We start from the raw sequence: 23,297 nt of genomic DNA on the forward strand, positions 1-23,297 counted from the left end.
GTCCACGGGGCGGACTTAGCGCAGACCGGGCGACGTGCCGGGCAGCTCGCGGCTCTCGACCAGCGCACGGGCGACGTCGGTCAGCTTCACGTTCCCGTCCTGCGAGTAGCGACGCAGGATCGTGAACGCCCGGTCGGCGTCGACGTCGAAGCGCTCCATCAGGACCCCTTGCGCCTGACCCACGATGGTGCGCGAGTCGAGGGCGTTCTGGAGGTTCTCCCGCAGGGCGACGGCGGCGAGCGCGGCTGCCGCGTGGCTCGCGAACAGGCTCGCCACGTGGGCGTCCTGATCGGTGAACTGTCGCACGTGGTCGCCGTAGAAGTTGATGACGCCGATCCGCTGACCGGCGGCCCGCAGCTCGGCCGAGAGGACGCTGACGAGCCCGAGGTCGACGACGACCGGCCCCCACCGCGGCCAGCGGGTGTCGCGCGCGAGATCGGCGGACATGATGGTCCGTGACGGCATCGCCGGGTCGACGCCGGGCCCCTCCCGCAGCCGCTGCTGCAGACCGTCCGCCTCGAGGACGACGGGTGCCGACGACACGACCGTCTCGAACGTCCGCCGGCGACGCATCATCATGATGCCGGCGAACTGCGTGCCGATCGTGGTGGTGCCGAAGTCGACGATCTGCGCGGCGGTCTGGGCCACGGTGGCGGCTTCGCTGAGGTCGCTCGCCAGTCGAGCGAAGGCTTCGTCCGGTGTCTCTGCCATGGTGGCCCTGACGTTGGGCGCCCGGTTGGACGATCCCTCACTGTAGGCCCCGTCGTCTCCGTCGCGTGCACCCGCGCCCGGCGACCCCTACGGCCGGGGCGTGCGGGTGCCGGCGACGACCTCGCCGGCGAGGCGGACGAGGGCGAAGAGCGCCGCGAGACCCACGGCGGTGGCGGCCGGGATCTGCAGCCACAGGGGAGCCGTGTCGCCCCACGAGCCGTCTCCGACCAGGACGCTGCCGACCAGCACGACGTACCGCACGATCAGCACGAGACCGAAGACGCTGAACGCGAACGATGCCGCGGTCCTGGCTCGGGCCGCCCACGGGGGGGAGGGGCGCGTCGGTCATGGGGAGATCCTGTCACTGCAGCGGGGGCTCGTGCCACCATCGCCCCTCGGCGGCACGAGCGGCCGGGCGGCCGGTAGGTTTGGCGCACCGCGGGGAGGTAGCTCAGCCGGTTAGAGCAGGGGACTCATAATCCCTGGGTCGTGGGTTCGAGCCCCACCCTCCCTACCACTGCCGTCGCAGCAGGACAGGCCGTCCGCCTCAGTCGAACACCCGGCGGAGCGTGGTCGCCGTGTGCTCCGCGCAGGCGTCGACGTAGGCGTTCATCGCCTCGGCGTGCGCGGCATCGGTTCCCGCGGGGAGGATGATCGACCATTCGTGCGTCAGGCGGACGCGATCGTCGCCGGCACTCTCGAGCAGCGTGGTCGTCCTCAGCCGGACGTCGGGGTGGGTGATCGTCTCGGTCACAGCACGTCGGCCGTGCTCGTACTCGAGGATCTCGATCGCCACCAGGTCGCGCCGGTGGTCCACCTCGCGGACGTAGTACTGGATCTCGCCGACGCCCCGCCCGGTGCCGGGCAGCCGACCGGCCAGGACGGTCTCGGGGCTCATCAGCACCTGGGTCTCGGGCGCCTCGATCCTGTCCCACACCTCCATCGCCGGTCCCGTGAACAGACCGGTGGTGCGTGAGCTGACGGTGACGTCCTCGGCCAGCAGGAGTCTTCTCGGTGTGCGCATCCAGACACGGTGACGCGGCGCGGTCGGCGGCGGCGCGCAGTTGGTCGAGAGTTCACGTGCGCGGACGTGATCACGGGTGCGCGGGTCACAGCCAACCGCGCGGATCGTCGTCGGTCTCGTCCGACGTCAGGATGAACGTGGCGGTCGGACCGTGCTCGGCGAGGCAGGAGTGCAGCACGCGCTCGTCGACGTGGTCGAAGCACGTGAACGCGGCGAACGTGCTCCCACTGTGCTCGAACGACGTCGCGGTGAGGCCGGCGGAGGCGGCCGCGTCCGTGAGCACGTCCGCGCCGGACGGTGTGTCGACCTTGTAGAGCCACAGGGCGGGGGAGGTGGCAGGTTCGTCGGGGTGAGGATGCGCGGACATCGAAGCCTTCTCGATCGGGGTCGCTGCGCCCGGCGGGAGTGTGCCCACGCGGTGGCGGGCCCGGACGGAAGTGACGTCGTCGGGTCGGACGGGGACCCGGCGGCGCCGCTGCCAAAAATGTATACGTGGTTTACACCTCTTGCCGAACTTCGTCCACGTCGGGACCTGGTGCACCTGTAGGTTCGAGGACCACCGGACCACCGGACTACCCGACGACCGAAGGGGCACCATGCGCGACGCCGTGATCTTCGACCTCGACGGCACGTTGTGCGACACCAGGCAGATCGTCCACCTGATCGAGGGGGACGACAAGGACTTCGCGGCCTTCCACGCCGCGTCCGCCGACTGCCCGCCACATGACGACGTCGTGACGGCGGCTCGCGAGCAGGCCGCGCTGGGTCGCGCCGTCATCGTCGTGACGTCGCGCGAGTTCGTCTGGCGCGACCTCTCGCTCGACTGGCTGGTCGCGCACGACGTGCCGCACGACGCGCTGCACACGCGGATCGTCGGTGACTACCGCAAGGACGTCGTGGTCAAGACGGAGATCCTGCAGCAGATCACCGACGACGGGTTCACGGTGCTGGAGGCGTGGGACGACCAGCCCGCCGTGCTCGACCTGTGGCGCGAGCACGGCATCGACGTGCACCCCGTCGGGTGACTCAGAGGTCGAACGTGCCGCGCTGGGCCTCCGGCACCAGCGCCAGGTACTCGGGGTGGTCGCGGATGACCTTCGGGACGAAGGGGCAGTAGGGGAGCACCGTGCCGCCCCGCGCGGCGATCTCGTCGAGTGCCCCCACGATCAGCGTGCTGCCGATGCCCTGACCGCCGAACTCGGGGAACACGCGCGTGTGGGGCAGGGCGTACTCGTCGCCGTCGCGCCGGTAGTCGACGTAGCCGGCGAGGCGTCCGTCGACGGTGATCTCGAAACGTGTCTCGGCGCTGTTGTCGTGCACGGTGGTGGTCATCCGACACTCCTTGACGGGGTTGAGGTTGTCCGCACTGGCCAACGTACGTCACAATGTCTGCAGGTGCTCTCAAGACGCTGGGGAAGGCGAACTAGGGAGGCACCATGAACATGTCTTTGCCGACGACCCCCACCCGGGGAGTGCTCTTCATCCACTCCTCGGTCTCTGCGCTGTGCCCGCACGTCGAGTGGGCCGTCGCCGGTGTGCTCGGTGGCACGCCCGATCTCGCCTGGGTCGCGCAGCCTGCCGAGCCCGGGACGTACCGGGCCGAGCTGTCGTGGCAGGCCCCCGCGGGCACCTCCGCCAAGCTCGCCTCCGCCCTGCGTGGCTGGGAGCTCCTGCGCTTCGAGGTCACCGAGGAGCCGACGTCGTCCAGCGAGGGCGCGCGCTACTCGTACACGCCGGAGCTCGGCATCTTCCACGCCCTGACCGGCCTGCACGGCGACGTCATGATCCCGGAGGACCGCATCAAGGCGTTCCGGGTCAAGGCCGCCCTGGGCGAGGTCGACCTCGAGACGGCTCTCGACGGCCTGCTGGGCGTCGCGTGGGACGCCGAGCTCGAGCCGTTCCGGCACGCGGGCGACGGTGCCCCGGTGCGGTGGCTGCACCAGGTCATCTGACCCCGGGCCGGGTCAGCCGATCGTGACCGTGATCGACGGCGTGGACTCCCCGGTGGCCTTGTTGGTCACGCGGAACTGACGCTCGCCCGTGCGCGAGGTGTAGAGCTCGGTGCGGAAGATGCCGCCGTCGCGGACCTGGGTCTGGATGGGGAAGTCGTCCCACGCCGCCCCGGAGCCGCCGTCCTTGACCTCGACCTGCAGGTCCTCACCGTCCGAGCTGCCGGGGAACGCCCCGCTGAGCAGGAAGCGCTCACCGGGGGACACCTGCTCGCTCGACGTGTTGATCGTGGGCTTCGGGTCGGCCGTGGGGCTCGCGGGCGTCGGCGTCGTCTCCTCGGCCGGCTCGGGCGTCGTCGCGGCCGGCGTCGGCGTGCCCCCGATGGGCGGCAGGTCGACCTTGCTGATGCCGGTGGCGCTCACGAGCGCCGCGCCGCCGAGGCCCAGCACGCCGCCGATCACCAGGCCGAAGAACACGAATGTCGCGACGTAGCTGGTCTTGCGGGCACGGCTGGCACCCGCGGGCCGGGCCGGGGGCGGGGGCGGGCTCGCGAGAGCCGTCGTGGTGCGGGTCGGACGATCGGCGGCGGACTGGGCGACGACGGCGTCGATCGCGTCCTGCACCGTGACCATGGAGTCGATCGCCGCATCCGACAGGCGGACGCCGAACCGGCGGCCCAGCTCCTCACCGACCTCGACGATCGTCAGCGAGTCGGTGCCCAGCTCGGCCAGCGCGGCGGACGGGACGACGGCGTCGGCGCGGCAGTCGACGACGCGCACGAGGATGTCGGTCAGCTGCTCGTGGATCGAGGAGGGAGAAGGCACGGGGTCAGTCTAACGACGCCGTGCCGCGCATCACGGCATCCTCGACCGATCCACGGGACCAGATGGCCCGACCAGCCCTAGACTGGCTCGATGGAGAGCATCGAGGACGTCCAGTACGTCGTGGTGCACGGCTATCGCAGGGCATTTCGCATCGCGGGGTCCGGGCCGGCACTGCTGCTGCTCCACGGCCTGGCCTGCGACTCCTCGACGTGGGTCGACGTCATGCCGGCGCTGGCCGAGCACTACACCGTCATCGCCCCCGACCTGCTCGGGCACGGCGAGTCCGACAAGCCCGATGCCGACTACTCGCTCGGCGGGTACGCCAACGGCATGCGCGACCTGCTGACGGTGCTGGGCATCGACAAGGTCACGGTCGTCGGCCACAGCTTCGGCGGCGGCGTCGCGATGCAGTTCGCGTACCAGTTCCCCGACCGCACCGAGCGTGTCGTGCTGGTGTCGACGGGCGGCCTCGGCAAGGAGGTCACGCCCCTCATCCGCTTCCTGACCGTCCCCGGCAGCGGCCTCGCGCTGGCGGCGGCGACGTTCCGTCCGTGGCGTCCGCTCGTCTCGGGCGCGCTGACGTCGATGTCGCGGCTGCCGACCAGCGCCACGCGCGACCTCGGCGAGGTGGCCCGCATCTACGAGGCGCTGGCCGACCCCGCCCAGCGCACCGCGGTGCAGAGGGTCACGAGCCACGTGCTCAACTGGCGCGGCCAGTACGTCACGATGACCGACCGCAGCTATCTGGCGCGGCTCATGCCGGTGCTCGTGATCTGGGGACGCGACGACATGGTGATCCCGGCGTCGCACGCCGACTCGGCCCCCACCCAGGTCTCGGACGTCCACGTGTTCGAGGACTCCGGTCACTTCCCGCACCGCGACCACCCCGACGAGTTCTCGCGCATCGTCGTCGAGTTCGTCGAGGCCAACGCCCCGGCCTCCTACCACCGTGGACGGTGGAGGGCGCTGCTGCGCCGGGGAGACCAGTACCAGCTCGAGAGCGTCGTGCCCGAGCCGGTGCCCGTCGCGGCCGCGGAGCCGGCGATCAGCTGACGGGGGTCGCCTCGACCTCGGGGGTGCCCTTCTCGGCCGCGAGCCGTCGGCGTTTCTGCCACCGGGTGTTGCCCGTGGCCCACGCGCCGACCGCCACGGCGATCCAGCCGATCAGCAGGCCGCCGATGTCGTCGGCGATGTAGTGCCAGCCGAGGTACAGCGTCGCCAGGATCGTGAAGCCGAGGTAGATCCACGCGGTGTACCGGATGGCGCGGGCGATGCCGGCGTAGTGCAGGAACAGGGCCAGCGTGAACACGACGGAGACGTGCAGCGACGCGAAGCCGGCGATGCCGAAGATCTTGTCGCCCTGCGGGTCCTCCTTGAAGCCGAACGCACCCCTCAGCAGCGACATCTGCAGCTGCGTGGCGCCGTTCTCCGGCAGGTCGGCGAAGCGTTGGGGCTCGTAGAAGGCGGGGCCGAGCGTCGGCAGGCTGTAGTAGCTGACGACGCCGAGCACCCAGTTCAGGCTCACGGCGGTCGCGTACCAGGCTCCCACCGTGACGTCGCGGTGCAGCACCAGCACCGCCGCGACCGTGATCGGCACGACCGGCAGGTACAGCACGTACAGCACCGCCAGCACCTGCGCGGCGACCGTCGTGCCGAGAACCGAGTGCAGCACCTCGGCCGGGTTGTTGCCGAAGAACAGCACGTGGTCGAGCTGGAGCAGCGCACGGTCGTGGATCGTGTTGGTCAGCTCGGGCAGGTAGCTCTTGAGGTTGCGGTAGCTGACGTAGCAGACGTAGAACGACACCATGCCGGTCGCGGCGTACGCGACGCGCTTGAGCGTCCACTCGTTGCGCACGATCGTGCGGACGCCCGACAGCGTGTTCTTGACGCCGTACCGGTGGATGGCCTGCGGCACGATGCCGACCAGGAACAGCAGGATGCCCAGCAGCGGCAACCGGATGTAGGCCGGCCCGAGGAAGCCCTCGGGATCCTTCAGACCGACGTTCAGGTCGTGCGAGAAGTAGATCGCGGTCGCGCCCACCGCGACGGACAGGCAGAAGGCGAAGGCGTACGGCCAGCGGAGGAACGCACGAGGCCAACGGAGCATGGACGCCATCTTAGGCGCCCATGCCCAACCTCAGCCACGAGGTCTGTCTCAAGCGTCGCCGCCCACCTGCTCGACATCGGCCACCGCGGTCGGGTCGTCGATGCGGAACCGGGTGAAGGCCTCACGGGCCGTCTCCGGCGGCACCGAGCCGCGCTGGGCCAGCGTCTGCAGCACCGACACGACGATCGACTCGGCGTCGATCTGGAACACGCGACGGGCCGCCGCACGCGTGTCGGCGAAGCCGAAGCCGTCGGCTCCGAGCGACTGCCACGGACCGGGGACCCAGCGGGCGATCTGGTCGGGGACGGCGCGCATGTAGTCGCTGACGGCGACCGTGACGGCGCTGGAGTCCATGAGCCGCGACGTGATGTACGGCATCTTGCTGTACTCGCCGGGGTTGTTGAGGTTCCACTTCTCCGCCGCGATGGCGTCGCGGGCGAGCTCGTTCCACGACGTGACCGACCAGACGTCGGCGGCGACGCCGTAGTCGTCGGCCAGGATCTGCTGGGCCTTGAGCGCCCACGGCACCGCGACGCCGGACGCCATGATGCGCGCCGGCACGCCCTCGCCGGACGCCTTGCGGTAGATGTAGGCACCCTTCAGCAGGCCCTCGACGTCGACGTCCTCCGGCTCGGCCGGCTGGTTGAACGCCTCGTTGTAGACCGTCAGGTAGAAGATGACGTCCTCGCCGTGCGGGTGCTGGTCGGTCGTGCCATACATGCGCTCCAGGCCCAGCTTCACGATGTGGCTGATCTCGAAGCTGAATGCCGGGTCGTAGTGCACGACGGCCGGGTTGGTCTGCGCGATCAGCGGCGAGTGGCCGTCGGCGTGCTGCAGGCCCTCACCGGTCAGCGTCGTGCGTCCGGCCGTGGCACCGATCAGGAAGCCGCGGGCCAGCTGGTCGGCCATCGCCCAGATCGAGTCGGCGGTCCGCTGGAAGCCGAACATCGAGTAGAACATGTAGACCGGGATCATCGGCTCGCCGTGCGTCGAGTACGAGCTGCCCGCCGCGATCGCCGACGCCATGGCGCCGGCCTCGCTGATGCCCTCGTGCAGCAGCTGGCCCTGGGCCGACTCCTTGTACGCGAGCAGCAGCTTGCGGTCGACCGACTCGTACGTCTGGCCGGCCGGGTTGTAGATCTTGGCCGACGGGAACATCGAGTCCATGCCGAACGTGCGGTACTCGTCGGGCGCGATCGGGACGATGCGACGTCCGATCTCGGGATCCTTCATGAGGTCGCGGAGCAGGCGGACGAACGCCATCGTCGTGGCGATCTGCTGCTTGCCCGAGCCCTTCTTGAGCTCCTCGTAGACCTTCGGGTCGGGCAGCTTGACGGTCGCCGGGTTGACGATGCGCTTGGGCAGCGATCCGCCCAGCGCCTCGCGCCGGGCCTTCATGTACTGGATCTCTTCGCTGTCGGGACCCGGGTGGTAGAACGGCGCGATGTCGCTGCCGTCGATCTGCTCGTCGGAGACCGGGATGTTGAGGCGGTCGCGGAAGCCCTTCAGGTCGTCCTTGGTGAGCTTCTTCATCTGGTGCGTCGCGTTGCGTCCGGCGAACGACTCCAGCAGCCAGCCCTTGACGGTGTGCGCCAGGATGACGGTCGGCTGGCCCGTGTGCTTCTGCGCGGCCTCGAAGGCGGCGTAGACCTTGCGGTAGTCGTGACCGCCGCGAGGCAGGCGCTCGATGTCGCCGTCGGTGAGGTGCTCGACCATCTTCTGCAGGCGCGGGTCGGGCCCGAAGAAGTTCTCGCGGTTGTAGGCGCCGGTCTCGACCGACAGGGTCTGGAACTCGCCGTCGGGGGTGCGGTTCATCTGGTTGACGAGGGTGCCGTCGGTGTCGCGGGCGAGCAGGTCGTCCCACTCGCGTCCCCACACGACCTTGATGACGTTCCAGCCCGCGCCACGGAACGTGGACTCGAGCTCCTGGATGATCTTGCCGTTGCCGCGCACCGGTCCGTCGAGCTGCTGCAGGTTGCAGTTGATGACCCAGGTCAGGTTGTCGAGCTCCTCGCGAGCGGCGACGCCGATCGCGCCGAGCGACTCGACCTCGCCCATCTCGCCGTCGCCCAGGAACGTCCAGACGTGCTGCTGGCTGGTGTCCTTGATGCCGCGGTTCTGGAGGTAGCGGTTGAAGCGTGCCTGGTAGATCGAGTTGATGCCGCCGAGGCCCATCGAGACGGTCGGGAACTCCCAGTAGTCCTGCATGAGGCGCGGGTGCGGGTACGACGACAGGCCGTTGCCCTCGCCGTGCGAGTGCTCCTGGCGGAACCGGTCCATCTGCGTCTCGTTCAGACCGCCCTCGAGGAACGAGCGGGCGTAGATGCCGGGCGCCGCGTGACCCTGGAAGTAGATGTGGTCACCGCCGCCGGGGTGGTCCTTGCCGCGGAAGAAGTGGTTGAAGCCGACCTCGTACAGGCTGGCCGCGGACTGGTACGACGCGATGTGACCGCCGACGCCGAGGCCGGGACGGTTGGCGCGCGACACCATGACGGCGGCGTTCCAGCGGATGTAGGAGCGGATGCGGCGCTCGATGGCCTCGTTGCCGGGGAACCACGGCTCGCGCTCGGGCGGGATCGTGTTGATGAAGTCGGTGCTGCGCAGTGCCGGCACGCCGACGTTCTGCTCGCGAGCCCGCTCGAGGAGCTTCAGCATCACGTAACGAGCACGGCTGCGTCCGCGGCTGTCGACCATGTCGTCGAGCGAGGCCAGCCACTCGGCCGTCTCGTCGGGGTCGATGTCAGGCAGTTGGGTCGGAAGACCCTCGTGGATGACGGGCGGACGTTCCTGGCCGGATTGCGGCATGTTCACTCCCAGTTGTCTTGTGGACGTGTCCATCATTCCACCTCCGGTTCGCTACTGTGATACCGGCAACCCATGCCGACGAACCTACTTTTGAGTAGGTTTTCGACGAACGCGAGGAGACATACCGGTGGACGCGGGCAAGCTGGGCTTCGGTCCTGACACCGTCATCCAGGAGCTTGGCTGGGATGAGGACGTCGACGAGGAACTTCGGGTCGAGATCGAGCGTCACACCGGCAACGACCTGGTGGACGGCGACTTCGGCGAGGACGTCGAGGGGGTCATCCTGTGGTGGCGAGACGGCGACGGAGACCTGACCGACGCCCTGGTCGACTCCCTGACCGACCTGGTCGACGGCGGCAACGTGTGGCTCCTGACGCCGAAGGTGGGCCGCGACAACTACGTCCCGGGCGCCGACGTCGTCGAGGCCGCCGAGGTGGCCGGCCTGTCGGTCACCACGACGTCCGCCGCGACGGCCGACTGGGCCGCCACCCGGCTCACCGCCCACAAGCGCTGAGACCGAGGGCGCCCTGCGCCCGAGCGTCGAGGCGCGCCAGCGCAGCGTGAGCGTGCGCGGCGAAGCCGCCGGACCGCGAGGCGTGGCGAGCGATCAAGCTCGCCGCGCCGCTGACGCACGTGCTGACCTGTGGCTTCGCTCCCCGGCGGTCGACGTCGTCCCCCAGGGAGGCCGCCAGCGGCCGACCGTGAGCGGAGCGAGGGGGACTGACGCCAGCGATTCGCGTCAGGCTCGGCCCTCACGCTCGCTTCGCTCCCTGGCGGACTTCAGCGCACTAGGCTCGGAGCATGACTCTTTCGATCGGCGACGCCGCACCCGACTTCACGCTCAAGAACCAGCACGGCGAGGACGTCTCGCTGTCGTCCCTGCGCGGCAAGAACGTCGTGCTCGTGTTCTTCCCGTTCGCGTTCAGCGGCATCTGCACGGGCGAGCTGTGCGAGCTCCGCGACAACCTCGCGGAGTTCGAGACCGGCGATGCCGAGGTGCTCGCGATCTCGTGCGACCACTTCTTCTCGAACCGGGCGTTCGCCGACCGGGACGGCTACACGTTCTCGATCCTGAGCGACTTCTGGCCGCACGGCGACGTGTCGCGCGCGTACGGCTCGTTCAACGAGGACGCCGGCGCGCCGAACCGCGGCGCCTTCGTGATCGACCGCGAGGGGATCCTGCGCTGGCAGGTCGTCAACGGCATCGGGGAGGCCCGCGATCTCGCGGACTATCGGGCCGCGCTCGCCGATCTGTCGTGAGGGCCGTCGGCTTTCCCTAAATCTTCCTGAATCGGCTGCGGCTGGGCCTGCCGATGCGCTTTGATGAACGTGCTGCGGCTGCCAGGGACCCGAGACCTTGGCAGCCGCAGCCTTTGCGTGTGCCGCCCCGTGCCGGTCGTTGCGGTAGTGTGCCGCTGTCCTGAGGGCGAATAGCTCAGCTGGTTAGAGCTTCCGGTTTACACCCGGACGGTCGGGGGTTCGAGTCCCTCTTCGCCCACCCCGTGTCCGGTTAGACCGCGAGCCCGGCACGCTCCGCGAATCCAGGGGCAGCAGCGTGACCAGTCATCGTCGGCGGGATGGTTTCCCGACTGGGTGTCGACGGCCGCGATCACGGCGATGGTCGTCGAGAAGACGGTCACCTGGACGAGGCGGCGCCGTCAGCCCGACGGGCCGCGTCGGTGGACGTGATGTCAGGTGCGGTCCGTCCACGAGACGACGTGCCTAGGATCTCGGGATGCTGTCGTACATGGCTCGTCAGTGGGCCTTCTTCTACCCGTTCGCGGCGGCCGGCGCGGTGGTGGCCGCCGTGTTCTGCGCCGTCTCGGGACGGTGGGGATGGTTCGCCCTCGTGGTGGCCCTCGGCGTCGCGCACTGGTTCCAGCACCTCGTCGTGAGGTTCTGGCTCAGGGCGGAGGAGGACCGGGACGTCGACGAGTGGCTCGCCGCACACCCGGGGGACGATCCCGGGCACGACGTCTCGTCGTGAGGCCACGGGTGCCTGCGGACATCGCCTCTGAGTCGCTGGCTCGAGCGACACGGACGGGCGCGGGTGACAGGTCGTTGCTTTCACACCAGCCCCAGGCGTAACTTCGGATCGGCGTCCGCACGGGGTGCCCGTCCTGAGGGGGACCCATGAAGACACCCGTCGTCAGAGCCGCCTCGGCGCTCCTCGCCACCGTCGCGCTCGTGGCCGCCGGGATGATGGCGCCGGCCTCCGCGGCCGGCAGCACCGCGAGGCTCACCGGTGTCGTGTCGCTCGACGGCAGGCCGGTCCCGTTCGCGAAGGTGCAGCTGTTCCGACTCGTCTACGACGAGACGACCGAGGAGCGCGAGGTCTCGTCGCGCCTCAAGACCGACAACACGGACCGGAAGGGCCGGTACGACTTCTCCGGTCTGTCGGCGACGTCCTCGAGCGGCACGTACGCGGTGCTGGTGACCGACCGCTCGAGCGCGGGCGTCAAGACCTACCGGACGGTGGTCGTGAAGAAGGGCAGGACCCTCACGAAGAACGTGCGCCTCGCGGCGGCGGCCACGGTGACGGGTTCGGTCGACACGTCGGACGGCCGCTCACCCGCCGGGTTGACGATCAACCTCGACTCGAACCGGGACGATCTCCTCCCGGGGTCCTGGGACAAGCTGAAGCCGGTCTTCGACACGGTCGTGCGGGCCGACGGGACCTTCCGTCTCGCCGGGGTTCCCGCCACCGGGTACGACGCGGTGCAGCTCATGGACGGCCGGCACGCCGTGCAGTGCTACGACCTCGTCAGCAGCTCCTTGGGCTCCTGCGAGTCGATCCCGTTCCAGCAGAAGAAGATCACGTTGAGGCCCGGCGAGACCCGCGTCCTGCCGACGGTCACCAAGACGACATTCGCCCCACCCGTGACCACGGTGTCGGGCAGGGTCACCGACACGTCCGGCAGGCCGCTGAAGGGCATCGAGGTCAGCGTGCTGGGCGACTCCGTGCGGGAGACGGTCCTGACGCGGTCGAGCGGTCGCTACTCGCTGCGGAGGAGCATCCCTGCCGGCCAGTACACCGTTCGATACGACGATCCCCGGCGCGTGTGGGCGTCGCAGTACCTCGGCGGTGACACGGACCTGACCGTGCGTCGCCAGGTCGTCGTGACGCCGGGGCAGCCCGTCGCCGGGCTCGACACGCGGCTGAAGTCGGCGACCAGGAACAGGGTCTCGTTCAGGTCGGGCAAGGGATTCATCGAGGTGACGTTCTCCCTGGTGAGACGCGTGTCGGGTGGACGGCCGAGCGGCTCGATGACGATCACGTCGGCGGGCTCGTCGGCGACGGCTCGGGTGAAGAACGGCAAGGTCACCGTCAGGCTGACCGGACTTCCCGGATCGCGGCACGCGGTGACGGCGGTCTACTCCGGGACGCCGAACACCGCGGGATTCACGCGCGGCTTCTCGCCGAAGTGACGGAACGTGTTCCGCCCGGTCTTCCGCGCGGGGTGTCGTTCGGCCATGGTGAGTCTCGCTCCTGACCCAACGAGCAGCTGCAGGACCCGGCGCGCACCCGCGTGCCGGCAACGAGAGGGGAGTGTCATGACGTCATCGGTGAAGAGGAGCGGTGCCGCTGCGGCGGCTGCGGCTGTGGCGGCGATCGCGCTGCTGACCGGGGGGCTCGCGTCGCCCGCGGCCGCCGCGACGAGCAAGGCGACCGTCAAGGGCGTCGTGACGCTCGACGGCAAGCCCGTGTCGTTCGCGCGGGTCCAGCTCTATCGCGACATGGGTGGCGACGCGGACGACCCGGAGTACGCGCGCGTCAAGACCGCCAACACCGACAGCAAGGGCCGGTACACGATCTCGGGCGTCTCGCTCGTCAAGCTCTCGGAGGAGTCCGCCGGGTACGCCATCGTGGTCAGCGACCGCTCCGGCAACATCGTCAGGACCCACCGCTTCGTCCGCCCGGAGGCAGGCAAGGTCGTGACGCGCAACGTCTGGGCGCAGCGCGCCGGGATCATCACGGGCAAGGTCTCCCGATCCGACGGCGGCGACCCGCGCGCCCTCGAGGTGACGATCGCCACCGAGGAGCAGGAGGCGACGCGCGACAACTACTTCGTGCCGGAGTTCGCCACCGCAGAGGACGCCACGGTGAAGGCCGACGGCACGTTCACGCTGGGCGGCGTCGCACCCCGCACGTACAACGCGCTGATCGTCAGGGGAGCGCCGTACGCGTCCCAGTGCTACTCCCCCTCGACCAACGCGCTCGCCGACTGCGACGACTCGGTCGCCCAGCGCATCTCGGTCGGAGCCGGTGAGCGTCGCCAGATCGCGCCCCTCACCGCCAACAAGATGCTGCCGCCGGCGACGACCGTGACGGGGCAGGTCACCGACACCTCGGGCAAGGCGCTCAAGGGCATCAACGTCAGCATCTCCGGCTCGGGCGCCAGCGAGGTCGGCGTGACGCGGTCGAGCGGTCGCTTCACCGTCCGTGAGGTCCTTCCGTCCGGCTCGTACCAGGTGCGGTACGACGATCCCGACGGCGTGTGGGCGTCGCAGTACCTCGGCGGTGGCCCCGACAAGTCCGTGCGCCAGCCGATCGCGATCGTCTCGGGTGACCCCGTCCGCTCCGTCGACACGAGGCTGAAGTCCATCTCGAATGCCAAGATCGCCACGAAGACCGGTCAGGGGACGGCCAAGGTCGCGTTCCGGATCACGCGCAAGGCCTCGGGCAGCTCTCCGAGCGGCACGCTGAAGCTGTCGTACGGAGACGTCTCGAAGACCGTCACCGTCACCAAGGGCAGGGCGACCGTGACGCTGACAGGCCTTCGCAAGGGGGTGCGCAAGCTCGTCGCCGACTACTCGGGCACCGGCAGCACCGCCGGCTTCTCGAAGACCGTCAGGGTCACGGTGAAGTAGCGCCGCCCGGAAAGCCTGCGGTTTCCGGATCGCACGGCTACCGTGTCTCGATGTGACGTGGGTCACTCAGGGGGAGTCCCCTTCACATCGAGTCGAGGATTGCGCATGCGTCGAACAGTTACTGCCGGGATCGTCGTGTGTCTGACGGCCGTCGGCGGACCATCCGGGATGGCGTCCGCCGACGAGCCGGCCCAGGCGCCGCTGCGTTACGTGGCGCTGGGCGACTCCTACAGCGCGGGCGCGGGGCTGCTGCCGCTCGACCCCACGGCGTCTCCGAGCTGCCTGCAGTCGACGGTCAACTATCCGCACGTCCTCGCCACGAGGATCAACGCGAGCCTGACGGACGCGACGTGCAGCGGTGCCGACACCACGGACTACTTCGAGCCGCAGTTCTCCGACGTCCCGCCTCAGCTCGACAAGCTCACCGCCGACACCGACCTCGTGACGATGACGATCGGTGGCAACGACAGCAGCGTGTTCAGCGGCGCGATCCAGGCGTGCATCACCGCGGCGCCCGCCGATCTGGCCGGGAGCCCGTGCAAGAACCAGTACGGCGACTCGTTCGAGGACACGGTCCGAGGCACGACGTATCCCGCCCTGGTCAAGGCGCTGACCGCCGTGCAGCAGCGGTCGCCGTACGCGCAGGTGCTCATCCTCGGCTACCCGTCGATCCTGCCGGCGACGACGGGCTGCTACCCGTTCGTGCCGGTCGCGACGGGCGACGTCCCCTACCTGCGCAGCCTCCAGGGCACCCTCAACGACGCCGTCCGGAGGGCGGCGTCCGCGACCGGTGCGACGTACGTCGACCTGAACGGCCCGTCGGAGGGGCGCGACGCCTGCCAGCCGATCGGGACGCGCTGGGTCGAGCCGGTCATCGGCGGCACGAACCCCGTGATCCTGCACCCCAACGCGCAGGGCGAGCAGGCGTTGGCCGATCTGGCCTTCGCGGCGTTCTCGTCCCTGCCGTCGTCGTCGACCCTCACGGGCCGGGTCACGGGCTACTCGGGCAGGGCGGTCAAGGGCGCCGACGTCCGCGTGACCGCCGTGGGTGGAACGTCCACCCGTTCGGTCACGACGCGCGCCAACGGCCGATTCACGCTGCCGGGCCTGCCGAAGGGGTCGTACGTGGTGCGGGTCGTCGACCCGAAGAAGGCCTGGGCCTCACGCTACCTCGGAGGTGGGTCGAGCCGGTCGACCGCACGGGTGGTGACGGTCAAGCGCGGCAAGGACGTCTCCGGGCTCGACGTGAGGCTCAAGGCGGCCGTGCGCGCGAGCGTCGCGCGCAGGGGCGGTGACGGCTCCGTCAAGGTGTCCGTCTCGATCAGGCGGGCCGTGACCAAGACGCGTCCCGGCGGCAAGGTCACCGTCTCGTACGGCTCGCGGGTCAAGGCCGTCAAGGTCAGGAAGGGGCGCGCGACGCTCACGCTGTCGCGCATCCCGGCGGGTACCCGCACCGTGAAGGTGACGTACTCGGGGACGGACAGCACGGCGGGGTTCACGCGCACGTACCGCGTCCGCGTGCGGTGACACGGATGCGCGCCCCGATCGAGGGGCGTGGTGGGATACGACGGTGACCGCGTCGACGTCCTCCGCTCTCGTGGCTCGCCTGCGCGCGGCCGGCAGCGTCTTCGCCGAGGACGAGGCCGACGTGCTGCGGTCGTCCGCCGCCTCACCGGGCGAGCTCGAGCTGATGACGGCTCGCCGGGTGCGGGGCGAGCCGCTCGAGGTCGTGGTCGGGTGGGCCGAGTTCCACGGACGACGGGTCGTCGTGGACGCGGGAGTGTTCGTGCCGCGGGCCCGCTCGGCCGTGCTGGTGGAGCACGGGATCGGGCTGGTGGGCGAGGGGGCCGTGGTGGTCGACCTGTGCTGCGGCACGGGGGCCGTCGGCGTGGCGCTGCACCACGAGGCGTCGGGCATCGAGCTGCACGCAGCGGACGTCGACCCGGGGGCGGTGGCCTGCGCCCGACGCAACGTCGAGCCGCTCGGCGGCCACGTGCACGCGGGCGACCTGTTCGACGCGCTGCCGGACGAGCTGCACCGGCGCGTCGACCTGCTGGTCGTCAACGCGCCGTACGTCCCGACCGACGCGATCGCGTCGATGCCGCCCGAGGCCCGCGACCACGAGCCCCGCACCGCGCTCGACGGTGGCCCCGACGGGATCGCGTTCCACCGACGGCTCGCCGCCGGGGTGGCGGACTGGTGGGCACCGGGTGGCCACCTGCTCGTCGAGACCAGCACGCGGCAGGCACCACTGACCGCCGAGGCCTTCGAGCGGGAGGGGCTGTCGGCACGAGTCGTCCGGTGCGAGCACGTCGACGGCACGGCGGTGCTGGTGTCGTCCACAGCCTGACGGCCGCCGCGACCGAGCTGTCGTGGGCTCCTGACACGATGCTCGTATGCCTTCTGCGACCAGCACCGCCTCCGACGCCACGACAGCGCTGCGGCGCCTCACGAGCCGCGACGACGCCGTCTTCCACGACGGGCAGCTCGAGGCGATCGAGGCGCTCGTCGACGGCCACCGGCGTGCCCTGGTGGTCCAGCGCACGGGGTGGGGCAAGTCGGCGGTCTACTTCATCTCGACCCTCCTGCTCCGCCAGCGCGGAGCTGGCCCGACGCTGCTCGTCTCGCCCCTGCTCGCGCTGATGCGCGACCAGGTCGCGGCCGCGGCGCGAGCCGGGGTCCGTGCCGTCGCGATCAACTCGGCCAACCCCCACGAGTGGGACGAGACGCGGGCCAAGCTCGCCGCCGACGAGATCGACATCCTGCTGGTCTCGCCGGAGCGGCTCAACAACCCGCGCTTCCGCGACGAGCAGCTGCCCGCGCTGATCGAGCGCATGGGCATGCTCGTGGTCGACGAGGCCCACTGCATCTCCGACTGGGGGCACGACTTCCGCCCCGACTACCGACGGCTCGCCGAGCTGATCGGGCAGCTGCCGTCCGAGCTGCCCGTGCTGGCCACGACCGCGACGGCCAACGCCCGCGTCGTGACCGACGTCGCCGAGCAGCTCGGCGCCGCGGGCGAGGTGCTGACCATCAGGGGGTCCCTGGCCCGCACCTCGTTGCGCCTCGGCGTGCTCGAGCTGCCCGGGGCGCGCGACCGGCTGGGCTGGTTGCTCAGCCACCTCGCCGAGCTGCCCGGCAGCGGCATCATCTACGCGCTGACGGTGTCCGCGGCCGAGGACACCGCGCGGCTGCTCCGCGAGGGTGGCCACGCCGTGCGCGCCTACACGGGGCGCACCGACCCCGAGGAGCGCGAGCAGCTCGAGGGCCAGCTCAAGGGCAACGAGCTCAAGGCCCTCGTGGCCACCAGTGCGCTCGGCATGGGCTTCGACAAGCCCGATCTCGGCTTCGTCATCCACCTCGGCGCGCCCTCGTCACCCGTCGCCTACTACCAGCAGGTCGGGCGCGCCGGACGCGCCACCGACAACGCCGACGTCCTGCTGCTGCCCGGGCGCGAGGACAAGGACATCTGGACGTACTTCGCGACGTCCTCGATGCCGAGCGAGGAGCGGGCGGCGGCCGTCATCGGCGAGCTCGGCGAGGCGCCGCTGTCGACGCCGGCCCTCGAGGCGCGGGTCAACCTGCGCCGCACCCCGCTCGAGCTGCTGCTCAAGGTGCTCGACGTCGACGGTGCGGTGCGCAAGGTGCAGGGCGGCTGGGTCGCGACCGGTCACCCGTGGGTCTACGACCGCGAGCGCTACGAGCGCATCGCGGCGGCCCGCGACGCCGAGCAGCAGTCGATGCTGACCTACCAGCACGATGCGACGTGTCGCATGGAGATGCTGCAGCGCGACCTCGACGACACCACGGCGGCGCCGTGCGGCCGGTGCGACAACTGCGCGGGCCCGTGGTTCCCGACCGGGGTCGACACCGCCGCGACGCAGGTCGCGTCCGGCACGCTCGACAAGGTCGGCGTCGAGGTCGAGCCGCGCGGTCAGTGGCCGACCGGGGCCGAGCGTCTGGGCGTCGAGGCGAGGGGCAAGATCCCGGTCGACGACCGCGCCGAGGCGGGCCGCGCGGTCGCCCGTCTGACCGACCTCGGCTGGGGAGGCGCCCTGCGCGAGCTGTTCGCCGCCGGGGCGGACGACGGGCCCATCAGCGACGAGCTGCTGGGGGCCTGCGTCCGGGTGCTGAAGGACTGGGGCTGGGCCGAGCGTCCCGCCGCGGTCGTCAGCATCCCGTCGCGGTCCAAGCCGCAGCTGGTCGACTCGATGGCACGGGGCATCGCGCGCATCGGTCGCCTGACCGATCTCGGGTCCCTCGACCTCGTCGGCGAAGGATCGCGGGGCGGGCCCGGTGGCAACAGCGCCTACCGGCTGGCCGACGTGTGGGGCCAGCTGGCGGTCGGTCCGGCCCTCGCCGACGGGCTCCAGTCGCTCGGCGGCAGGCCCGTGCTGCTGATCGACGACCGGGTCGACAGCCGGTGGACGTTGACGGTCGCGGCGCGCGAGCTGCGCCGCCACGGCGCCGGCGCGGTGCTCCCGCTCGTGCTGGCGCAGGTCGGCTGAGGCATTCGTCGGTACGTTGGACGGCATGGAACACAGACATCTCGGCAACAGCGGTCTCAAGATCTCGGAGATCGCCTACGGCAACTGGCTGACGCACGGCTCGCAGGTCGAGGAGGACGCTGCCACGGCCTGCGTCCGGCAGGCGCTCGAGGTCGGCATCACGACCTTCGACACCGCCGACGTCTACGCCAACACCAAGGCGGAGTCGGTGCTCGGTCGTGCCCTGGCCGGCCAGCGGCGCGAGTCGCTCGAGATCCTGACGAAGGTCTACTGGACCACCGGTCCCGGTGGCCCCAACGACTCCGGTCTGTCGCGCAAGCACATCATGGAGTCGATCAACGGATCGCTGACGCGTCTGCAGACCGACTACGTCGACCTGTACCAGGCGCACCGCTTCGACGTGCACACGCCGCTCGAGGAGACGATGCAGGCGTTCGCGGACGTCGTGCGGTCGGGCAAGGCCCTCTACATCGGCGTCTCGGAGTGGACGGCCGAGCAGATCCGCGAGGGGCAGACGCTGGCCCGTGAGCTCGGCTTCTCGCTGATCTCGAGCCAGCCGCAGTACTCGATGCTGTGGCGCGTCATCGAGGACGAGGTCGTGCCGGCCAGCGACGAGCTCGGCCTCGGCCAGATCGTGTGGTCGCCGATCGCGCAGGGCGTGCTGACGGGCAAGTACAAGCCGGGCCAGCCCGTGCCCGAGGGTTCCCGCGCGACCGACGAGTCGGGTGGTTCGCAGAACATCAGCCGGTGGCTGCGCGACGACGTGCTCGAGGCCGTCGCCCGGCTCGAGCCGATCGCCGACCAGGCCGGCATCTCGATGGCCCAGCTCGCGGTGGCGTGGGTGCTGCACCGGCCCAACATCTCCGCCGCGATCATCGGCGCCTCGCGTCCCGAGCAGGTCACCGACAACGCCAAGGCGTCGGGTGTCGCGCTGGGCGACGACGTCATGGCGGCCATCGACGAGGCCCTCGGCGACGTCGTCGTCCGTGACGCCTCGTTGACGGCCGAGCAGACACCGGCCACGCGTCCGTCGTGAGCGGCGACGTGACGGTCCTGCGTGACGTCGTCTCGGTGCTCGACGGCCTGTACGACCCGCGGTGGGCCGACGACTGGGACGCCGTCGGCACGGTGGCGGGTGATCCCGACGCGCCCGTCACCACGGTGCTCCTGGCCGTCGACCCCGTCGCCGCGGTGGTCGACGAGGCCGTGGCCTGGGGCGCCGACCTCGTGGTCGTCCACCACCCGCTGTGGCTCAAGGGCGTCACGTCGGTGGCGGCCGACTCGCCGAAGGGCCGCGTGGTGCACACCCTGATCGGCCACGGCATCGCGCTGCACACGTGCCACACCAACGCCGACTGCCCCCCGCTCGGCGTCTCGGAGTCGATGGCGTTCGCGCTGGGCGTGCAGGACGTCCGGCCGCTCGAGCCCGACGACTCACCCGAGCGCGGCAGCGGTCGCATCGGCGCGCTGGCCTCACCGGTCACGCTCGACGAGTTCGCCCGCCGCGTCGCGACGAGTCTGCCGTCGCACCACAGCGCCGTGCGCATCGCCGGCGACCCGGGCCGGACGGTCGAGACCGTCGCGCTGTGCGGGGGATCGGGCGACTTCCTGCTCGGAGCCGCCCAGGCGCAGGGAGCCGACGTCTACGTGACGTCCGACCTGCGACACCACCCCGTCAGTGAGCACCTCGAGCAGCCCGATCCGTGTGCCGTGATCGACGTGCCGCACTGGTCGGCCGAGTGGACGTGGCTGCCGGTCGCCGCCGACGCGCTGAGGTCGGCCCTGCCCGGGCTCGAGGTACGGGTGTCGACGATCGTGACCGATCCGTGGACCGCGAGCCTGCCCGGTACGGTGTGACTGTGAAAGCCGATCCCACCGCCCAGGCCGCGCTCCTCGAGCTCCAGGCCCAGGACGCACGCCTCGCCCAGCTGCAGCACCGCAAGAACACCCTGCCCGAGCTCGCGGAGATCACCGCGCTGGAGGCCCGTTTCAAGGAGCTCGACGGCCAGCGCATCGAGCACGACACCGCCGTCTCCGACCTGACCCGCGCCCAGAAGAAGGCCGACGCGGAGGTCGAGATGGTCAAGACCCGTCGCACCCGCGACGAGGAGCGCCTCAACTCCGGCGCCGTCAGCAACCCCAAGGACCTCGCGAGCCTGCAGCACGAGCTTGTTGCCCTCGAGCGCCGCATCGGCACCCTCGAGGACGAGGAGCTCGAGATCATGCAGTCGCTCGAGGAGGCGCAGGCGCGGCTGACGAACGTCCAGGGCGATCTCTCGGCCGTCACCGCCGAGCTCGAGCAGAAGGTCGCGGCGCGCGATGCCGCGATCGCCGTGCTCGACGAGCAGGCGTCCGCGGCGCAGACCGATCGCGCGACGTCCGCCGCCGACGTGCCGGACGACCTCGTGACGCTCTACGACAAGCTGCGCGGACAGTACGGCACCGGTGCGGCCGCGCTGCGGGCCCGTCGCTGCGAGGGCTGCCGCCTCGAGATCAACGGAGCCGACCTGCGCGAGCTCGCGGCGCAGCCGGAGGACGACGTCCTGCGCTGCCCCGAGTGCAGCCGCATCCTGGTGCGCACCGCCGAGTCCGGTCTGTGACCTCGCGGGTCGTCATCGAGGCCGACGGCGGCTCGCGCGGCAACCCCGGTCCTGCGTCGTACGGTGCGCTGCTCCGCGACGCCGGCACGGGTCGGGTCATCGTCGAGCGCGGTGAGACGATCGGCGTGGCGACGAACAACGTCGCCGAGTACGCCGGCCTCATCGCCGGTCTCGAGCTCTACCTCGAGCACGCCGACGGTGCCGAGCTCGAGGTGCGGATGGACTCCAAGCTCGTCGTCGAGCAGATGGCCGGACGGTGGAAGGTCAAGCACCCCAGCATGATCCCGCTGGCCGAGAGGGCCCGCCGGCTCGCTCCCCGCGGCACCACGTGGACGTGGGTGCCGCGCGAGCAGAACAAGGCCGCCGACGCCCTCGCCAATGCCGCCCTCGACAGCCAGCGCGACGGCGGGTCGGGCCTCGTGACCGGACCGTCCGCCGCCACGCCCGCCCCCGCGCCTGCACCGGCCAAGGGCTGGGGCGGCGCGTCCGGCACCGCGACGACGTTCGTCCTGCTGCGGCACGGCGTCACGGCGGCCACCGAGCGCAAGGCGTTCAGCGGCAGCGGCGGCACGGCCGACCCCGAGCTGACCGAGGCCGGCCGCGAGCAGGCGCGGCGAGCGGCCCGCTGGCTCGCCGACCACGGCTCGATCGAGGCCATCGTCGCCTCTCCGATGCGCCGCACACGTGAGACGGCCGCCGCCGCCGCCGACGTGCTGGGTCTGGACGTCGAGATCGACGAGGGCGTCGTCGAGACGGCCTTCGGCGACTGGGACGGCCACACGTTCGCCGAGATCCAGGAGGGATGGGGCGACGAGCTCACGGCGTGGCTCGCCGACAGCTCGGTCGCGCCGCCCGGCGGCGAGTCGATGGACGCCGTGCACGAGCGCGTCGCCGAGGCGCGCGACCGCCTCGTCACGCGGTACGCGGGCCGCACCGTGCTGGTCGTGAGCCACGTGACGCCGATCAAGATGCTGGTGCGGCTCGCGCTCGACGCCCCGATGGGCGTGATCTACCGGATGGAGCTGTCGCCCGCCTCGATCACGACGGTGTCGTGGTGGCCCGACGGCCCCGCGTCGCTGCGCGGCTTCAACATCGTCCCCTGACGGGCCGGCTCAGCTCGTCGCGACCTCGTCGACCACGACGTCCAGGCGCGTCCCGGCCCGCTCGACCGTCCATCCGAGGTCGGCGAGCGTCGCCTGCAGCTCGTCGACGGTCCGCGGCTCGGCCCCGGCCTCGAGCAGGCCGCGGACGATGCGTCCCTTGGTGGCCTTGTTGAAGTGGCTCACGACCTTGCGCTGCCCGTTGTGCTCGTGCAGCACCCGCATCGTCGCGGTGCGCTCGGCCAGCTCGACGGGTGGCTTGCCGAGCGCGGTGTAGGTGCCCGAGCGCAGGTCGACCAGCAGTCCGTCGCCGACTTCCTCGGCCATGACACGGGGCAGGGGAGTGCGCCAGCGTCCGGCGACGGGCCCCAGGCGCGGCAGGCTGACGGTGCCCGACAGCCGGTAGGCCGGGATGAGGTCGCCGGGCCGCACCAGCCCGAACAACGCGCTGGCGATCGCCAGGGACTCATCGGCGCGCCGCCGTGCGACGTCGTCGAGGCTGGCGGGGTCGAGGGCGGTGAACAGGACGCCCGTGTAGACGGTGTCGGCGCGTGCCGCCGGCTCGTCGGGAAGGACGGCGTTGACCGCGATCGCGCCGGCCTGCGTGGGACCCAGGCCGAGCACCTCGGCGGCGCGCCTCGGGTTGCCCGACGACAGCTTCACGAGACTGCGCAGCAGCTGCTCGCGGACGGGGTTCAGCCGCGCGAACGACAGCGCGTCGAGGTCGAGCGGCGGTCCGTCCTCCGGCCGGGTCTTGCCTTCGGACGGGGGGAGCAGGATCAGCACGCCCCGACCC

The 23,297-nt window shown here is 70.9% G+C and carries 24 protein-coding genes and 2 tRNA genes; 17 read left to right on the forward strand and 9 right to left on the reverse strand.

What is annotated here, in order from left to right; genetic code table 11:
* Positions 1–15 precede the first annotated feature (15 nt).
* Both ASD10_RS09240 and ASD10_RS09245 read right to left on the reverse strand, forming a co-directional pair.
* On the reverse strand, positions 16–711 hold the full coding sequence (locus tag ASD10_RS09240) for a GAF and ANTAR domain-containing protein (protein ID WP_082556118.1): 696 nt from the start codon (positions 709–711) through the stop codon (positions 16–18).
* Between the two features lie 87 nt (positions 712–798).
* A complete protein-coding gene (locus ASD10_RS09245) occupies positions 799–981 on the reverse strand; it encodes a hypothetical protein (protein ID WP_056607563.1) in 183 nt (60 codons plus the stop codon).
* A 170-nt stretch (positions 982–1,151) separates the two neighbouring features.
* Here ASD10_RS09245 and ASD10_RS09250 point away from each other — a divergent pair.
* Positions 1,152–1,228: transfer RNA gene (locus ASD10_RS09250), tRNA-Met, on the forward strand.
* A gap of 30 nt (positions 1,229–1,258) precedes the next feature.
* Here ASD10_RS09250 and ASD10_RS09255 read toward each other — a convergent pair.
* Positions 1,259–1,735: a hypothetical protein gene (locus ASD10_RS09255; protein WP_056607566.1), complete on the reverse strand. Its 477-nt coding sequence runs from the start codon at positions 1,733–1,735 to the stop codon at positions 1,259–1,261.
* Positions 1,736–1,820: 85 nt separating this feature from the next.
* The gene (locus ASD10_RS09260) at positions 1,821–2,102 is read right to left on the reverse strand and encodes a hypothetical protein (protein ID WP_056607568.1); all 282 of its coding nucleotides are present in this window, start codon (positions 2,100–2,102) and stop codon (positions 1,821–1,823) included.
* Positions 2,103–2,331: 229 nt separating this feature from the next.
* Here ASD10_RS09260 and ASD10_RS09265 point away from each other — a divergent pair, with 229 nt between their 5' ends.
* Positions 2,332–2,760: a hypothetical protein gene (locus ASD10_RS09265; protein WP_056607570.1), complete on the forward strand. Its 429-nt coding sequence runs from the start codon at positions 2,332–2,334 to the stop codon at positions 2,758–2,760.
* Position 2,761: 1 nt separating this feature from the next.
* Here ASD10_RS09265 and ASD10_RS09270 read toward each other — a convergent pair whose 3' ends face one another.
* Positions 2,762–3,109: a GNAT family N-acetyltransferase gene (locus ASD10_RS09270; RefSeq protein WP_369797559.1), complete on the reverse strand. Its 348-nt coding sequence runs from the start codon at positions 3,107–3,109 to the stop codon at positions 2,762–2,764.
* A 68-nt stretch (positions 3,110–3,177) separates the two neighbouring features.
* On the opposite strand from ASD10_RS09270, the gene ASD10_RS09275 reads away from it, so the two are divergent.
* Complete coding sequence (locus ASD10_RS09275) at positions 3,178–3,687, forward strand: DUF3145 domain-containing protein (RefSeq protein ID WP_056610076.1); 510 nt, start codon at positions 3,178–3,180, stop codon at positions 3,685–3,687.
* A 12-nt stretch (positions 3,688–3,699) separates the two neighbouring features.
* Here the strand turns inward: ASD10_RS09275 and ASD10_RS09280 are convergent, their stop codons facing one another.
* Positions 3,700–4,509 (reverse strand): acyl carrier protein, encoded by an 810-nt coding sequence (locus ASD10_RS09280; protein WP_056607574.1) that lies wholly within the window; start codon positions 4,507–4,509, stop codon positions 3,700–3,702.
* 90 nt (positions 4,510–4,599) lie between these two features.
* Between ASD10_RS09280 and ASD10_RS09285 the strand changes: the two genes are divergently transcribed.
* Complete coding sequence (locus tag ASD10_RS09285) at positions 4,600–5,562, forward strand: alpha/beta fold hydrolase (RefSeq protein ID WP_056607575.1); 963 nt, start codon at positions 4,600–4,602, stop codon at positions 5,560–5,562.
* Here the strand turns inward: ASD10_RS09285 and ASD10_RS09290 are convergent.
* Together ASD10_RS09290 and aceE are read right to left on the reverse strand one after the other, a co-directional pair.
* Positions 5,555–6,616, reverse strand: a complete 1,062-nt coding sequence (locus ASD10_RS09290; RefSeq protein WP_056610079.1) for a phosphatase PAP2 family protein — start codon at positions 6,614–6,616, stop codon at positions 5,555–5,557. The genes ASD10_RS09285 and ASD10_RS09290 overlap by 8 nt on opposite strands.
* Before the next feature lie 48 nt (positions 6,617–6,664).
* Positions 6,665–9,421 (reverse strand): pyruvate dehydrogenase (acetyl-transferring), homodimeric type, encoded by a 2,757-nt coding sequence (gene aceE / locus ASD10_RS09295; RefSeq protein WP_056610082.1) that lies wholly within the window; start codon positions 9,419–9,421, stop codon positions 6,665–6,667.
* Positions 9,422–9,548: 127 nt separating this feature from the next.
* On the opposite strand from aceE, the gene ASD10_RS09300 reads away from it, so the two are divergent.
* The 13 genes from ASD10_RS09300 (at position 9,549) to ASD10_RS09360 (ending at position 22,504) form a co-directional block, all read left to right on the forward strand.
* Positions 9,549–9,935 carry a DUF3052 domain-containing protein gene (locus tag ASD10_RS09300; protein WP_082556119.1) on the forward strand — a complete coding sequence of 129 codons (387 nt, stop codon included), beginning with the start codon at positions 9,549–9,551 and terminating at the stop codon, positions 9,933–9,935.
* Between the two features lie 287 nt (positions 9,936–10,222).
* Positions 10,223–10,681: a peroxiredoxin gene (locus ASD10_RS09305; RefSeq protein ID WP_056607579.1), complete on the forward strand. Its 459-nt coding sequence runs from the start codon at positions 10,223–10,225 to the stop codon at positions 10,679–10,681.
* A 164-nt stretch (positions 10,682–10,845) separates the two neighbouring features.
* Positions 10,846–10,919, forward strand: a tRNA-Val gene (locus ASD10_RS09310).
* 237 nt (positions 10,920–11,156) lie between these two features.
* Positions 11,157–11,408 (forward strand): hypothetical protein, encoded by a 252-nt coding sequence (locus ASD10_RS09315; protein WP_056607581.1) that lies wholly within the window; start codon positions 11,157–11,159, stop codon positions 11,406–11,408.
* A gap of 146 nt (positions 11,409–11,554) precedes the next feature.
* Positions 11,555–12,850, forward strand: a complete 1,296-nt coding sequence (locus ASD10_RS09320; protein ID WP_056607583.1) for a carboxypeptidase regulatory-like domain-containing protein — start codon at positions 11,555–11,557, stop codon at positions 12,848–12,850.
* A gap of 126 nt (positions 12,851–12,976) precedes the next feature.
* A complete protein-coding gene (locus tag ASD10_RS09325) occupies positions 12,977–14,293 on the forward strand; it encodes a carboxypeptidase regulatory-like domain-containing protein (RefSeq protein WP_162248833.1) in 1,317 nt (438 codons plus the stop codon).
* A gap of 168 nt (positions 14,294–14,461) precedes the next feature.
* Positions 14,462–15,820 carry a GDSL-type esterase/lipase family protein gene (locus ASD10_RS18750; protein ID WP_235501797.1) on the forward strand — a complete coding sequence of 453 codons (1,359 nt, stop codon included), beginning with the start codon at positions 14,462–14,464 and terminating at the stop codon, positions 15,818–15,820.
* A 43-nt stretch (positions 15,821–15,863) separates the two neighbouring features.
* Positions 15,864–16,643, forward strand: coding sequence for a putative protein N(5)-glutamine methyltransferase (locus tag ASD10_RS09335; RefSeq protein WP_056607587.1), 780 nt, complete (start codon positions 15,864–15,866; stop codon positions 16,641–16,643).
* Between the two features lie 46 nt (positions 16,644–16,689).
* The gene (locus ASD10_RS09340; protein ID WP_056607588.1) at positions 16,690–18,801 is read left to right on the forward strand and encodes an ATP-dependent DNA helicase RecQ; all 2,112 of its coding nucleotides are present in this window, start codon (positions 16,690–16,692) and stop codon (positions 18,799–18,801) included.
* 25 nt (positions 18,802–18,826) lie between these two features.
* Complete coding sequence (locus ASD10_RS09345; RefSeq protein WP_056607589.1) at positions 18,827–19,837, forward strand: aldo/keto reductase family protein; 1,011 nt, start codon at positions 18,827–18,829, stop codon at positions 19,835–19,837.
* Positions 19,834–20,658 carry a Nif3-like dinuclear metal center hexameric protein gene (locus tag ASD10_RS09350; RefSeq protein WP_235501798.1) on the forward strand — a complete coding sequence of 275 codons (825 nt, stop codon included), beginning with the start codon at positions 19,834–19,836 and terminating at the stop codon, positions 20,656–20,658. Before ASD10_RS09345 ends, ASD10_RS09350 begins: the two co-directional genes overlap by 4 nt.
* A 2-nt stretch (positions 20,659–20,660) precedes the next feature.
* Entirely contained in the window at positions 20,661–21,401 is a 741-nt protein-coding gene (locus ASD10_RS09355; protein ID WP_200938199.1) for a zinc ribbon domain-containing protein, read from the forward strand.
* On the forward strand, positions 21,398–22,504 hold the full coding sequence (locus tag ASD10_RS09360; protein WP_056607590.1) for a bifunctional RNase H/acid phosphatase: 1,107 nt from the start codon (positions 21,398–21,400) through the stop codon (positions 22,502–22,504). The genes ASD10_RS09355 and ASD10_RS09360 overlap by 4 nt, the downstream gene beginning before the upstream one ends.
* 9 nt (positions 22,505–22,513) lie before the next feature.
* Here ASD10_RS09360 and ASD10_RS09365 read toward each other — a convergent pair whose 3' ends face one another.
* On the reverse strand, positions 22,514–23,287 hold the full coding sequence (locus ASD10_RS09365) for a YaaA family protein (RefSeq protein WP_056607591.1): 774 nt from the start codon (positions 23,285–23,287) through the stop codon (positions 22,514–22,516).
* Between the last annotated feature and the right edge of the window lie 10 nt (positions 23,288–23,297).

The sequence above is a fragment of the Aeromicrobium sp. Root472D3 genome, assembly GCF_001426485.1.
Lineage (GTDB): Bacteria > Actinomycetota > Actinomycetes > Propionibacteriales > Nocardioidaceae > Aeromicrobium.